Raw genomic sequence first — 13,326 nt, 5'->3', positions numbered from 1 at the left:
TGATCCTTGACGACGAAAAGAGAAAGCGGGTCAGCCGCCCTTCAGGCCGGGCATTATCGTATGACTTTTACCATCCAGACAAAGCCCGGCTGGAGGGCCCCCTAGGAGGCCAGCGCCTGGCGGACATGCTTTTCCAGCTGAGACGGACGGGTGATGGGCGCGAAGCGCTGCACACGCCCCTGCGCCGGCGTGATGAGAAACTTGGTGAAGTTCCAGCGGATCGCGCCACCCAACAGCCCTGGCGCTCTCTTTTTCAGCGCGACGAACAGCGGATGGGCACCGTCACCATTGACGTCGAGCTTGGCCATCACCGGAAAGCTGACGTTGAAGCGGGTCAGGCAGAAGGTCTGGATCTCGGCATTGCTGCCCGGCTCCTGGCCGCCGAACTGATTGCAGGGAAAGACGATCACTCGCAGTCCTTCGGCCAGATAGCGCTGCTGCAGCGCCTCGAGGCCGTCGTACTGGCGAGTGAAGCCACAACGGCTGGCGGTGTTGACCACCAGATAGGCCCGCGCCGGCCAGTCGGCCAGGCAGGCCCGTTGGCCATCGGCGGTCTCGAACGGCAGGCTGAGGAGGTCCCTGATCACGCGGAAGCCCTGGGTTGCAGCTGCAGCGCCACCGAGTTGATGCAGTAGCGCAGGCCGGTCGGCGGCGGACCGTCGGGGAAGACGTGGCCCAGATGGGCGTCGCAGCGGGCGCAGAGCACCTCTACGCGGTGCATGCCGTGGCTGAAGTCTTCCTTTTCCCGCACCGCCTCGCCATCGATGGGTGCGTAATAGCTGGGCCAGCCGCAGCCGGAATCGAACTTGGTGCTGGAGTCGAACAGCGCCAGCTCGCAGCAGGCGCAGTGATAGACGCCGGGCGTCTTGGTGTTGCAGTAGGCACCGGTATAGGGTCTTTCGGTGGCGGCCAGGCGACAGACGCGAAACTGATCGTCGGTCAGGCGCTCACGCCAGTCTTCCGGGCTACGCTGTACTTTTTCCATGATGACCTCTCTGGATGCCGGCGCATCTTTTGTAACAGGCGATGCGGCCGTATGATTCCCGCTCAGTCTGGCATCCGCCCCCGGATGCTGCCAAGCGCCGGTCGGCGTCCGTCCCCGCCGAGTCTTTCTCGCCCTTTTCCAGGATTCATTTCCCCATGCAGGTCTCCAAGTCGAACAAGCTCGCCAATGTCTGCTACGACATCCGCGGCCCGGTCCTCAAGCATGCCAAGCGCCTCGAAGAAGAAGGCCACCGCATCCTGAAGCTCAACATCGGCAATCCGGCGCCCTTCGGCTTCGAGGCGCCCGAGGAGATCCTGCAGGACGTCATCCGCAATCTGCCGACCGCCCAGGGCTACAGCGACTCCAAGGGCCTGTTCAGCGCGCGCAAGGCGGTGATGCAGTATTGCCAGCAGAAGCGCATCGAGGGTGTCGGCATCGAAGACATCTACCTGGGCAATGGCGTCTCCGAGCTGATCGTCATGGCCATGCAGGCGCTGCTCAACAACAACGACGAGGTGCTGATCCCGGCGCCGGACTATCCGCTGTGGACCGCCGCGGTCAGCCTGGCCGGCGGCAAGCCGGTGCACTACCTGTGCGACGAACAGGCCGGCTGGTTCCCCGATCTGGCCGACATGGAAGCCAAGATCACCAGCAACACCAAGGCGCTGGTGCTGATCAATCCGAACAACCCCACCGGTGCGGTCTACCCCAAGGCGGTGCTGGAAGGCATCGTCGAGCTGGCGCGGCGACACAACCTGGTGCTGTTCTCCGACGAGATCTACGACAAGATCCTCTACGACGAGGCCCAGCACATCTCCACCGCTTCCCTGGCGCCGGACGTGCTGTGCCTGACCTTCAACGGCCTGTCCAAGTCCTATCGCGTCGCCGGCTTCCGGTCGGGCTGGCTGATCGTCTCGGGGCCCAAGCACCGCGCCCACAGCTATATCGAAGGCCTCGACATCCTCGCCAACATGCGCCTGTGCGCCAACGTGCCGGCGCAGCACGCGATCCAGACCGCGCTGGGCGGCTACCAGAGCATCAACGACCTGGTCCTGCCGCCCGGGCGCCTGCTGGAACAGCGCAATCGCACCTGGGAGTTGCTCAACGACATCCCCGGGGTCAGCTGCGTGAAGCCGATGGGCGCTCTCTACGCCTTCCCGCGGATCGATCCCAAGGTCTGCCCCATCCACAACGACGAGAAATTCGTCCTCGACCTGCTGCTGTCGGAAAAGCTGCTGGTGGTCCAGGGCACCGCCTTCAACTGGCCCTGGCCCGACCACTTCCGTGTCGTCACCCTGCCCCGCGTCGATGACCTGGAGCAGGCGATCGGCCGCATCGGCAACTTCCTCGGCGGCTACGCCCAGTAGCGGCAAAGCATTTCCGGGTCTTTCACCGGTTGGCACCCCCAGCGGCGTCAACCGGCGCTGGCGCTCGCGCGCTGGCCGCCGCCAGCCCAACCGGCCGGCAGACGACACAGTTTGCAATAGTGGAAACGTTGAACGGACCGGGACGGAACCTTATATAGCCGGCAGATAAACCTGTGAGGAGCTGTACCCCACCATGATGCGCATTCTGTTGTTTCTGGCTACCAACCTGGCGGTGCTGATCGTTGCCAGCATCACCTTGAAGGTGCTTGGCGTGGATCGCTACACCGGTCAGAACTATGGCAGTCTGCTGGTGTTCTGTGCCGTGTTCGGTTTCGCCGGCTCGCTGGTCTCGCTGTTCATCTCCAAGTGGATGGCGAAGATGAGCACCCGCACCGAGGTCATCAGCCAGCCGCGTACCCGCCATGAGCAGTGGCTGCTGCAGACCGTCGAAGAGCTGGCCCGCGAAGCCGGCATCAAGACGCCCGAGGTCGGCATCTTCCCGGCCTACGAGGCCAACGCCTTCGCCACCGGCTGGAACCGCAACGACGCCCTCGTCGCGGTCAGCCAGGGCCTGCTCGAGCGTTTCTCGCCCGAAGAGGTGCGTGCGGTGCTGGCCCACGAGATCGGCCACGTCGCCAACGGCGACATGGTGACCCTGGCACTGATCCAGGGCGTGGTGAACACCTTCGTGATGTTCTTCGCGCGGATCTTCGGCAACTTCGTCGACAAGGCCATCTTCAAGAACGAGGAAGGCCACGGTATCGCCTACTTCGTGACCACCATCGTCGCCGAACTGGTCCTGGGCATCCTGGCCAGCATCATCGTCATGTGGTTCTCGCGCAAACGCGAATTCCGCGCCGACGAAGCCGGTGCGCGCCTGGCCGGCCCCAATGCCATGATCGGCGCCCTGCAGCGCCTGCGTGCCGAACAGGGTATCCCGGTGCAGATGCCCGACACCCTGAACGCCTTCGGCATCAACGGCTCGCTGAAGAACGGCCTGGCCGGTCTGCTGATGAGCCACCCGCCGCTGGAAGACCGCATCGAAGCCCTGCGCCGCTACGGCCAGCGCTGAGTTCGAGCGATGAAAAAAACCCGGCCAAGGCCGGGTTTTTTCATGGGCGGGTCAAGCTGCGGATGGCTTCGCCCAGGCCTTCGCCGGTCAGGGGGAACATGCGCTGCCCCATCAGCTCGCGCAACAGGCCGATGGAGGTGCTGAAATCCCAGCCATCGCGTGGATAGGGATTGAGCCAGGCAGCCCGCGGAAAGTGCTGGCACAGCCGCTGGATCCAGAGTGCGCCGGGCTCTTCGTTCCAGTGTTCGACGCTACCCCCCGGGTGGGTGAGCTCATAGGGCCCCATGCTGGCATCGCCGACGATCACCAGGCGGTAGTCCGCGCCATAGCGGCGCAGAAGCTCGCCAGTCGCCAGCCCCTCTTCGTGGCGCCGGGCATTGTCCCGCCAGACGCGTTCGTAGACGCAGTTGTGGAAGTAGTAGTACTCCAGGTGGCGGAACTCCAGGCGACAGGCGCTGAACAGCTCGCTGCACAGCTGTACATGCAGGTCCATGGAGCCGCCGACATCGAGCAGCAGGAGCACCTTGGTCGCGTTGTGGCGCTCCGGGCGATAGCGCACGTCCAGCAGCCCGCCCTCGCGCGCCGTGGCCGCGACGGTCCCCTCCAGGTCGAATTCCGCCGCCGCGCCCTGGCGGGCGAAGCGCCTGAGCCGGCGCAGGGCCAGTTGCAGGTTGCGGCGGTCCAGGGGCGCGCGGTCATCCAGATTGCGGTAGTCGCGCTGCTCCCAGACCTTGGCCGCCTGCCCCTGGCGAGTACCGGCGTCGCCCACGCGCACACCGAAGGGATTGTAGCCACCGCTGCCGAAGGGACTGGTACCGCCCGTGCCGATCCATTTGTTGCCGCCGGCGTGCCGCTCGCGCTGTTCGGCGAGACGCTGCCGCAGGGTATCGAGCAGTTCATCGAGGCCACCCAGGGCCTGCAGCCGCTGACGATCCTCCTCAGACAGCCGCCGCTGCAGCTCCAGCCGCAGCCAGTCCGCGGGAATCGCCTGCGCATCCGGCGCACGCTCCGACCTGGCCAGTTCGCCGGCATAGACCTGATCGAAACGGTCGAAGAAGCGCTCGTCCTTGACCAGCACGGCGCGCGCCAGCAGATAAAAGGCGTCGGGATTGGCCACCGCCAGGCCGGCATCCAGGGCAGCGTGCAGATCCAGCAGTTCGCCCAGGGACACCGGGATGCCCGCGGCCCTGAGTCGGGTGAAGAAATCGAGGAACATGCCGCGCTCAGCTCCGCCGCCGACGCATGAAGGCCTGGCGTTCGAGCAACTGCAGATCCTGTTCGTTCTTTACCAGGGCCCCTGCCAGGGGCGGCAGACCGCCCTCGCCGTGCAGCGCCCGCTGCGCCGCCTCATCGCCCAGCAACAGCGCCAGCCAGTCCACCAGCTCCGAGGTGGACGGCTTCTTCTTCAGCCCCGGCACGCTGCGCAGGTCGAGGAAGAGATCCAGCGCCTCCTTGACCAGGCGCCCCTGGAGATCGGGATAGTGCACCTGGACGATACGTTCGAGGGTGTCGCGCTCGGGAAAGCGGATGAAGTGAAAGAAGCAGCGGCGCAGAAAGGCGTCCGGCAGTTCCTTTTCGTTGTTAGAGGTGATGATGATGACGGGTCGCCGCTGGGCACGAATGGTCTCGCCGGTCTCGTAGACGTGGAACTCCATGCGATCGAGTTCCAGCAGCAGATCGTTGGGAAACTCGATGTCGGCCTTGTCGATCTCGTCGATCAGCAGCACCACCGGATCCTCGGCGGTGAAGGCGTCCCACAGCTTGCCCGGCTTGATGTAGTTCGCCACCTCCTGCACCCGGGGATCCCCCAGCTGGGAATCGCGCAGGCGACTCACAGCGTCGTACTCATAGAGCCCTTGCTGCGCCTTGGTGGTGGACTTGACGTGCCAGGTGATCAGCCGCGCCCCCTGGCTCTCGGCCACCTGCTCGGCCAGCAGCGTCTTGCCGGTGCCCGGCTCGCCCTTCACCAGCAGCGGACGCCCCAGCTGGATGGCGGCATTGACCGCCAGACTGAGTTCGGCCGTGGCCACATAACGCTCGGTACCCTGAAAGGCCATCACTGATCCTCGGCAGCTGTTTCGCCTGACGATAGCACGCCGCGCCTGGGCTGGACGCCATCGGACGCAAGGCCTAGGCTGCGAGTTTTCCGCGCCGTACAGGATCCGCCATGAGCCGCATCTTCGCTGACAACGCCCAGTCCATCGGCAACACGCCGCTGGTCTACATCAATCGCCTCGGCCCCAAGGGCGTCACCCTGCTCGCCAAGATCGAGGGACGAAATCCGGGCTATTCGGTCAAATGCCGTATCGGTGCCAACCTGATCTGGGACGCCGAAGCCAAGGGGCTGCTCAAGCCCGGCATGAGCCTGGTGGAGCCCACCTCGGGTAATACCGGCATCGGCCTGGCCTATGTCGCCGCCGCGCGTGGCTACCGCCTGGTGCTGACCATGCCGGCCTCCATGAGCCTGGAGCGGCGCAAGGTGCTCAAGGCGCTGGGCGCGGAGCTGGTGCTGACCGAGCCGGCCAAGGGTATGAAGGGCGCGATCGAGAAGGCGCGGGAGATCGCCGAGAGCGAGCCCGATCGCTATTTCATGCCGCAGCAATTCGACAACCCGGCCAATCCGGCCATCCATGAAAAAACCACCGGCCCCGAGATCTGGAACGACACCGATGGCGCCATCGATGTGCTGGTGGCCGGCGTCGGTACCGGCGGTACCCTGACCGGCATCTCGCGCTTCATCAAGAACACCAAGGGCAAGCCGATCCTCTCGGTCGCCGTGGAACCGGAAACCTCGCCGGTCATCAGCCAGACCCTGGCCGGTGCCGAGGTGAAGCCCAACCCGCACAAAATCCAGGGCATCGGCGCCGGTTTCGTACCCGGCAACCTGGACCTCGCCATGGTCGATCGCGTCGAGCAGGTGAGCGATGAGCAGGCCAAGTTGATGGCCCAGCGCCTGATGCGCGAGGAAGGCATTCTCTGTGGCATCTCCTGCGGCGCCGCCATGGCGGCCGCGGTCCGGCTGGCCGAGACGCCGGAGATGCAGGGCAAGACCATCGTGGTCATCCTGCCGGATTCCGGTGAGCGCTATCTGTCGACGATGCTCTTCGATGGCCTGTTCGACGAGCAGGAACTGGTTCAGTAACGCCCGCAGCCCCGCCCTCCCCTGAGGGCGCCACCGGAGAGGCCTGGACCGCGTTACCACCGCCCAAGAAAAAGCCCGGTTTCCCGGGCTTTTTTCGTATCAGAGATGCTTGATCTCGGCCTTGGCATCCAGGGCCCGACGGTAGGCAGCGAAATCGACCTGGCCGGCGCGCGAGGCGAGGTAGCGACGATACAACGCCTTGTCCTCGGCACTCAGGGCTTCCTTGGGCACCCCGACACCCTGCAGCCGGATCAGGACGAAGTCACCGTTCTGCAGGCTGACACCGGCATAGGACGGCTTGTCGCCTTCCGGCTTGGCCATGCGGAAGGCCGCCTGCAACACCTGAGGATCGATACCCTCCTGGTTGCGGGTGGCGGCTTCGACGGTACGCCAGTCGCCCGCCACGGCCTTGCCGCCGTCGCGCAGGGTCTTGAGCTGCTGCTCACCCGTCTGCTTGGCCACGGCTGCGGCCTTTTCCTGGGTCAGGCGGGTCACGATCTCATTTCTGACCGCATCCAGAGGTTGCAGCTGCGGCGTACGGTGCTCCTTGTCACGAATCACCACCAGGGTCTCCGGATCCAGTTGCAGCGCGGTGCTGTTGGCCCCGTTGCGCAGGACGTCTTCGCTGAAGGCCGCCTCGATCACCTGGCGGTTGGCGGTCAACCCCTCGCCGCCTTCACGACCGAAGGGCGCGCTGGTCTTGACCTGCAGGCCCAGCTCCTGGGCCGGCTGGCCCAGGTCGGAGGACTCATAGGCGGAGCTTTCCAGCTTGCGGCCCGCTTCCACGAACAGGCGATCGGCGTCTTCCGCCTTGAGCTGCTGTTCCAGACGCGGCCGGACGCTGGCCAGGGTGGGCACTTCCGGTGCCTGTACGCCCTGCAGCTTGATCAGGTGCCAGCCAAAGCTGGTGCGCACCGGAGCCGACACCTGCTGCGGTGCCAGCGCATAGAGCGCCTCTTCGAAGGCCGGATCATAGACGCCGCGACCGGCAAAGCCGAGGTCACCGCCATTGGCCGCCGAGCCCGGGTCCTGGGAGAACTCCTTGGCCAGCTTGGCGAAGTCCTCGCCCTTCTTCAGGCGTTCCTGGATCTGCTGGATCTTAGCCTTGGCCTGCTCGTCGTTCTGCTTGTCATTGACCTCGATGAGGATATGGGCGGCGTCACGCTGCTCCGACAGATTGGCGATCTCGGATTTGTAGGCGGCCTGCAGGCGGCTTTCGTCGACCTTGGCCTTGGCCAGGAAGGCATCCTTCTTCAGCTCGACGTACTCGATGACCACCTGCTCGGGGGTCATGAAGGCGTTCTTGTGGCTGTCGTAGTAGGCCTGGATCTCGTCCTGGGTCGGCGTGATGCCGGCCGGCGAGGCCTTGACGGTACGCAGGGCGAAGTCACGGGTCTGCCGTTCGAGGGCCGCAAAGGCCTCGATATCGGCATCGGTGACGAAGTTGCTGCCGACGATGCCGGCGCGCAGCTGACCGATCAGCATCTCGTCGCGCAGGAGATCGCGGAATTGCAGGCGGTTGTAGTTCATCTGGCGAACGGCCTGATCGAAGCGCTGCGGATCGAAACGCCCTTCGGTCTGGAATTCGGGGGTATTGAGGATCAGCTGATCCAGTGCCTGCTCGGAGAAGGCGAAGCGATCGGCCTTGGCGCTCTGCAGCAGCAGTTGCTTGTCGATCAGTGCCTTGAGCGCGGATTCGCGCAGCAGACGGTCATCCAAGGTGGACGGATCGAACCCCTGCCCCAGTTGCTGCTGCAGCTGGCGACGCTGCATTTCCACGGCCTGCGCCAGCTCCGTCTGCTTGATCTCGTCGCCATTGACCAGCGCGACGGCGCCCTGGTGACCCGTGGCGCGGATGATCGCTTCGAAGCCGGTCAGTGCCATCAGCAGGATGATGAATCCGATGATGACTTTGGCAATCCATCCCTGCGAACGGTCCCTGATGTTTTGTAGCATGTTCCCCCCACGAGCTGTGGCCGGACCGGCCATGGCGAAATCGTCGAATAGCAAATAGCGAAAAGGCGCATCTCGAGATGCGCCTTTTCGTCGATCAAGGACCTTGCATCCAGCAGGACGGCGGAACACCAGCAGCTTCAGCTGGGGGCCCGCCCATCAAGCCCAGGGGCGCCGTCAGTGGGTACTGACGCGCTCCTTGCCTTCCTGATCCCGCTTCTCGTCCTTGCTGACGAGCTCCGGACCATCGTCCGGAAGCGGCTCCGGCGTGTATTGCAGCGCAACCTCCAAGACCTCGTCAATCCATTTGACCGGCTTGATCTGCAAGTCGGCCTTGATGTTGTCCGGAATGTCCCGCAGATCCCGGACGTTTTCTTCCGGAATGATCACGGTACGGATGCCGCCGCGGTGGGCTGCGAGCAGCTTTTCCTTGAGGCCGCCGATGGCCAGCACCTGACCACGCAGGGTGATCTCGCCGGTCATGGCCACGTCGGCGCGTACCGGAATGCGGGTGGCCGCCGACACCAGCGCCGTGCACATGCCGATACCGGCACTCGGACCGTCCTTGGGCGTGGCGCCTTCGGGAACGTGGATATGGATGTCGTGCTTCTCGTGGAAGTCCCTGGGGATACCCAGGCTGCGACCACGGCTACGGACCACGGTCAGGGCCGCGGTGATGGACTCGGCCATCACGTCGCCCAGCGAACCGGTCTTGATCATCTGACCCTTGCCGGGGACCACGGCGGACTCGATGGTCAGCAGTTCACCGCCCACCTGGGTCCAGGCCAGGCCGGTGACCTGACCGATCTGATCCTGCTGCTCGGCCAGACCGTAGCGGAACTTGCGGACGCCCAGCCAGTGCTCCAGGGTGTCCACGGTGACGCTGGCGGTACGCTCCTTGCTCAGGGCGTGCTGCTTGACCACCTTGCGGCAGACCTTGGCCACCTGACGCTCCAGACTGCGCACGCCCGCTTCACGGGTGTAGTAGCGGATGATGTCGCGCAGGGCGGCTTCATCGAATTCCACCTCGCCCTTCTTCAGGCCGTTGGCCTTGACCTGCTTGGGAATCAGGTAGCGGGTGGCGATGTTGACCTTCTCGTCTTCGGTGTAGCCGGGCAACCGAATGACTTCCATGCGGTCCAGCAGCGGCGCCGGAATGTTCATGGAGTTGGCGGTGCAGACGAACATCACGTCGGAGAGGTCGTAGTCCACCTCGAGGTAATGGTCGTTGAAGGTGTGGTTCTGTTCCGGATCCAGGACCTCGAGCAATGCGGAGGCGGGATCGCCACGCATGTCGTTGCCCATCTTGTCGATTTCATCGAGCAGGAACAGCGGGTTGCGCACCCCGACCTTGGTCATCTTCTGGATCAGACGACCCGGCATGGAGCCGATGTAGGTGCGGCGGTGACCACGGATCTCGGCTTCGTCACGCACGCCACCCAGGGCCATGCGCACGAACTTGCGACCGGTGGAGCGGGCGATGGACTCGGCCAGCGAGGTCTTGCCCACGCCGGGCGGACCGACCAGGCACAGCACCGGGCCCCGCACCTTCTTCACGCGCTTCTGCACGGCGAGGTATTCGAGAATGCGCTCTTTCACTTCCTCGAGACCGTAGTGGTCCTTGTCGAGGACTTCCTCGGCGCGGCCCAGGTCCAGACGGACCTTGCTCTCGGCTTGCCACGGCACGTTCACCAGCCAGTCGATGTAGGAGCGCACCACGGTGGCTTCGGCCGACATGGGCGACATCTGCTTGAGCTTGTTCAGCTCGGCATTGGCCTTGGCGAGGGCATCCTTGGGCAGACCGGCGGCCTCGATGCGACGCTTGAGGTCGTCGACCTCGTTGTGCCCTTCATCGATGTCGCCCAGTTCCTTCTGGATGGCCTTCATCTGTTCGTTGAGGTAGTACTCGCGCTGGCTGCGCTCCATCTGCTTCTTGACGCGGCCACGGATGCGCTTTTCCACCTGCAGCAGGTCGATTTCCGCATCCAGCATGGCCAGCACGTGCTCGACGCGGGCTCCCAGCTCGGTGATCTCGAGGATCTCCTGCTTCTGCTCGATCTTCAGCGCCATGTGCGCGGCCATGGTATCGACCAGGCGGCTGGGGTCTTCGATGCTGTTGAGGGAAGACAGCACCTCGGCGGGGACCTTCTTGCCGAGTTGCACGTATTGCTCGAACTGGCTCATCAGGCTGCGCGAGAACACCTCGGATTCGCGATCCGGGGCTTCGCTGTCCTCGATCAGGGTGACCAGGGCACGGGCATAGGCCTGGTTCTCGACGAAGGACTCGATACGGCCACGCTGCTCGCCCTCGACCAGGACCTTGACGGTGCCGTCGGGCAACTTGAGCAGCTGGAGAACGGTGGCGACCGTACCCATGTGATACATGTCATCCGCGGCGGGATCGTCGTCGCCGGGATTCTTCTGCGCGACCAGCAGGATCTGCTTGTCGCCAGCCATGGCGGCCTCGAGGGCCTCGACGGACTTTTCCCTTCCGACGAACAATGGGATGACCATGTGGGGATAGACCACTACGTCACGTAGGGGCAGCAGGGGAAGTTCTATCGTCGTAGTCATGGGATACGGGTCTCGGCAAATAATCGGCCGCAGATGCGGTTAAGGCCTCGGTTTTCTCTAACATGAGGTTGGGCGCCGCAAAATACAACCGTCGCTGAAATGAAAAAGGGGCCGAAGCCCCTTTTGTCACGCGTCTGGCGCCGCCTTGGCGGGCTCGCTGTTCTCGTAGATGAGCAGCGGCTGGGAACTCCCGTCGATGACGCTCTCGTCGATGACCACCTTGCTGACTTCCTTCTGCGAAGGAATCTCGTACATGGTCTCGAGCAGGATGCCTTCGAGGATGGATCTCAGGCCCCGGGCACCGGTCTTGCGCTCCAGCGCCTTGCGGGCAACCGCCTTGAGCGCGTCGGGACGGAATTCCAGATCCACGTCTTCCATCTCGAACAGCTTGGCGTACTGCTTGGTCAGGGCGTTCTTCGGCTCGGTCAGGATCTGCATGAGTGCAGGTTCATCCAGCTCGTCCAGGGTCGCGATGACCGGCAGACGACCGACGAACTCGGGGATCAGACCGAACTTGACCAGATCCTCGGGCTCGGCGTCACGCAGGGATTCGCCGATCTTCTTGCCCAGTTCCTGGCTGCGCACCTCGGCATTGAAGCCGATGCCGCCGCCCTTGGTGGAACGGTTCTGGATGACCTTTTCCAGGCCGGCGAAGGCGCCGCCACAGATGAACAGGATGTTGCGCGTATCGACCTGCAGGAATTCCTGCTGGGGATGCTTGCGGCCACCCTGGGGCGGAACCGACGCCACGGTACCTTCGATCAGCTTCAGCAGCGCCTGCTGCACGCCCTCGCCCGAGACGTCACGGGTGATGGAGGGGTTGTCGGACTTGCGCGAGATCTTGTCGATCTCGTCGATATAGACGATGCCCATCTGGGCCTTTTCCACATCGTAATCGCACTTCTGCAAGAGCTTCTGAATGATGTTCTCGACGTCTTCACCCACGTAACCGGCTTCGGTCAGAGTGGTGGCATCGGCGATGGTGAAAGGTACGTTGAGCAGGCGCGCCAGCGTTTCCGCCAGCAGGGTCTTGCCCGAACCGGTCGGACCGATGAGCAGGATGTTGCTTTTGCCCAGTTCGACGTCGTCTTTCTTCTCGCGCTGATTCAGACGCTTGTAATGGTTGTAGACGGCAACGGCGAGGACCCGCTTGGCACGCTGCTGACCAATGACATACTGGTCGAGGATGGCGCTGATTTCCTTCGGCGCTGGCAGCTTGTGCGCATTGCTTTCGGCCTGAGCTTCCTGGACTTCCTCGCGGATGATGTCATTGCACAGGTCGACGCATTCGTCGCAGATGAAGACGGAGGGTCCAGCGATCAATTTACGTACTTCGTGCTGACTCTTGCCGCAGAAGGAGCAGTAAAGCAGCTTGCCGTTATCGTCGCTATTGCGCGTATCTGTCATTCGATCGATCCAATGGAATGTGCTTACATCAACAAGATGGAGCCTATTGCACGGTTTTTCAAGCCTACCTGCCCAAACGACCGGCGCCTGGGCAGGTGGTCGAGGCGGGGTCAGGCGGGGATGTTGCGCTTCTCGAGGACCTTGTCGATCAGGCCGTAGGCGACGGCTTCGGGGCCACTCATGAAGTTGTCACGGTCGGTATCGCGGGCGATCACGTCCATCGGCTGACCGGTGTGATGCGCCAGCACCTTATTCAGACGCTCGCGGATGGTCAGAATTTCACGGGCGTGAATTTCGATGTCCGAAGCCTGACCCTGGAAACCGCCCAGGGGCTGGTGAATCATCATCCGCGAGTGCGGCAGGCAGAAACGCTTCTCGGCGGCGCCGCCTGCCAGCAGCAGGGCGCCCATGCTGCAGGCCTGGCCAATGCAGATGGTGGAAACGTCGGGCTTGATGAACTGCATGGTGTCGTAGATCGACATGCCGGCGGTCACCGAACCACCCGGGCTGTTGATATAGAGGTGGATGTCCTTGTCAGGATTCTCCGCTTCCAGGAACAGCAGCTGGGCGACGACCAGGTTGGCCATGTAGTCCTCGACCTGGCCGACCAGGAAGATGACCCGCTCCTTGAGCAGCCGGGAGTAGATGTCGTAAGCGCGCTCGCCCCGGGCGGATTGCTCCACCACCATGGGTACCAGACCGCCAGCGGCTTGAATATCGGGCATGGATTGCATGTATGAATTGCGGGACATGTCCTGCACTAGCTCCCTATCTGGATGACCTGTCAAAAACACATAAGCCAGCACGAGGCTGGCTTAGGTGAACT

The 13,326-nt window shown here is 63.6% G+C and carries 11 protein-coding genes; 3 read left to right on the top strand and 8 right to left on the bottom strand.

Annotated features, from left to right (window positions below; genetic code table 11):
- Positions 1-101 precede the first annotated feature (101 nt).
- Together PSK12I2_RS0106280 and msrB are read right to left on the bottom strand one after the other, a co-directional pair.
- Positions 102-587, bottom strand: coding sequence for a glutathione peroxidase (locus PSK12I2_RS0106280; protein ID WP_027597708.1), 486 nt, complete (start codon positions 585-587; stop codon positions 102-104).
- Positions 584-985, bottom strand: a complete 402-nt coding sequence (gene msrB, locus PSK12I2_RS0106275) for a peptide-methionine (R)-S-oxide reductase MsrB (protein ID WP_007162231.1) — start codon at positions 983-985, stop codon at positions 584-586. Before msrB ends, PSK12I2_RS0106280 begins: the two co-directional genes overlap by 4 nt.
- Before the next feature lie 155 nt (positions 986-1,140).
- On the opposite strand from msrB, the gene PSK12I2_RS0106270 reads away from it, so the two are divergent.
- Together PSK12I2_RS0106270 and htpX are read left to right on the top strand one after the other, a co-directional pair.
- Positions 1,141-2,352, top strand: coding sequence for a pyridoxal phosphate-dependent aminotransferase (locus tag PSK12I2_RS0106270; protein ID WP_027597707.1), 1,212 nt, complete (start codon positions 1,141-1,143; stop codon positions 2,350-2,352).
- 193 nt (positions 2,353-2,545) lie between these two features.
- Positions 2,546-3,424 carry a protease HtpX gene (htpX, locus tag PSK12I2_RS0106265; protein WP_007162229.1) on the top strand — a complete coding sequence of 293 codons (879 nt, stop codon included), beginning with the start codon at positions 2,546-2,548 and terminating at the stop codon, positions 3,422-3,424.
- Between the two features lie 40 nt (positions 3,425-3,464).
- Here the strand turns inward: htpX and PSK12I2_RS0106260 are convergent, their stop codons facing one another.
- The gene (locus PSK12I2_RS0106260; protein WP_027597706.1) at positions 3,465-4,640 is read right to left on the bottom strand and encodes a VWA domain-containing protein; all 1,176 of its coding nucleotides are present in this window, start codon (positions 4,638-4,640) and stop codon (positions 3,465-3,467) included.
- A 7-nt stretch (positions 4,641-4,647) separates the two neighbouring features.
- Positions 4,648-5,481, bottom strand: a complete 834-nt coding sequence (locus tag PSK12I2_RS0106255) for a MoxR family ATPase (RefSeq protein WP_027597705.1) — start codon at positions 5,479-5,481, stop codon at positions 4,648-4,650.
- Between the two features lie 110 nt (positions 5,482-5,591).
- Between PSK12I2_RS0106255 and cysK the strand changes: the two genes are divergently transcribed.
- Positions 5,592-6,566, top strand: coding sequence for a cysteine synthase A (gene cysK, locus PSK12I2_RS0106250; protein WP_007162226.1), 975 nt, complete (start codon positions 5,592-5,594; stop codon positions 6,564-6,566).
- A 99-nt stretch (positions 6,567-6,665) separates the two neighbouring features.
- Here cysK and PSK12I2_RS0106245 read toward each other — a convergent pair whose 3' ends face one another.
- The 4 genes from PSK12I2_RS0106245 to clpP all read right to left on the bottom strand — a co-directional run bounded on the left by PSK12I2_RS0106245 (position 6,666) and on the right by clpP (position 13,252).
- Positions 6,666-8,522, bottom strand: coding sequence for a SurA N-terminal domain-containing protein (locus tag PSK12I2_RS0106245; protein WP_027597704.1), 1,857 nt, complete (start codon positions 8,520-8,522; stop codon positions 6,666-6,668).
- Positions 8,523-8,696: 174 nt separating this feature from the next.
- Positions 8,697-11,093 carry an endopeptidase La gene (lon, locus tag PSK12I2_RS0106240; RefSeq protein ID WP_027597703.1) on the bottom strand — a complete coding sequence of 799 codons (2,397 nt, stop codon included), beginning with the start codon at positions 11,091-11,093 and terminating at the stop codon, positions 8,697-8,699.
- A gap of 126 nt (positions 11,094-11,219) precedes the next feature.
- Complete coding sequence (gene clpX, locus PSK12I2_RS0106235) at positions 11,220-12,500, bottom strand: ATP-dependent Clp protease ATP-binding subunit ClpX (protein ID WP_007162223.1); 1,281 nt, start codon at positions 12,498-12,500, stop codon at positions 11,220-11,222.
- Between the two features lie 110 nt (positions 12,501-12,610).
- Positions 12,611-13,252, bottom strand: coding sequence for an ATP-dependent Clp endopeptidase proteolytic subunit ClpP (gene clpP, locus PSK12I2_RS0106230; protein WP_007162222.1), 642 nt, complete (start codon positions 13,250-13,252; stop codon positions 12,611-12,613).
- Between the last annotated feature and the right edge of the window lie 74 nt (positions 13,253-13,326).

Source organism: Pseudomonas sp. MOIL14HWK12:I2, from assembly GCF_000510745.1.
In the GTDB taxonomy this organism is placed as follows: Bacteria; Pseudomonadota; Gammaproteobacteria; order Pseudomonadales; family Pseudomonadaceae; genus Chryseomonas; species Chryseomonas oryzihabitans.
The sequence above is the reverse complement of the archived record's forward strand: the minus strand, read 5'-3'. Positions and strand labels throughout refer to the sequence as shown.

Coding starts and splice junctions, on each gene's coding strand:
- msrB (WP_007162231.1), bottom strand. CDS start 985: ATGGAAAAAGTACAGCGTAGCCCGGAAGACTGGCGTGAGCGCCTGACC.
- PSK12I2_RS0106270 (WP_027597707.1), top strand. CDS start 1,141: ATGCAGGTCTCCAAGTCGAACAAGCTCGCCAATGTCTGCTACGACATC.
- htpX (WP_007162229.1), top strand. CDS start 2,546: ATGATGCGCATTCTGTTGTTTCTGGCTACCAACCTGGCGGTGCTGATC.
- PSK12I2_RS0106260 (WP_027597706.1), bottom strand. CDS start 4,640: ATGTTCCTCGATTTCTTCACCCGACTCAGGGCCGCGGGCATCCCGGTG.
- PSK12I2_RS0106255 (WP_027597705.1), bottom strand. CDS start 5,481: ATGGCCTTTCAGGGTACCGAGCGTTATGTGGCCACGGCCGAACTCAGT.
- cysK (WP_007162226.1), top strand. CDS start 5,592: ATGAGCCGCATCTTCGCTGACAACGCCCAGTCCATCGGCAACACGCCG.
- PSK12I2_RS0106245 (WP_027597704.1), bottom strand. CDS start 8,522: ATGCTACAAAACATCAGGGACCGTTCGCAGGGATGGATTGCCAAAGTC.
- lon (WP_027597703.1), bottom strand. CDS start 11,093: ATGACTACGACGATAGAACTTCCCCTGCTGCCCCTACGTGACGTAGTG.
- clpX (WP_007162223.1), bottom strand. CDS start 12,500: ATGACAGATACGCGCAATAGCGACGATAACGGCAAGCTGCTTTACTGC.
- clpP (WP_007162222.1), bottom strand. CDS start 13,252: ATGTCCCGCAATTCATACATGCAATCCATGCCCGATATTCAAGCCGCT.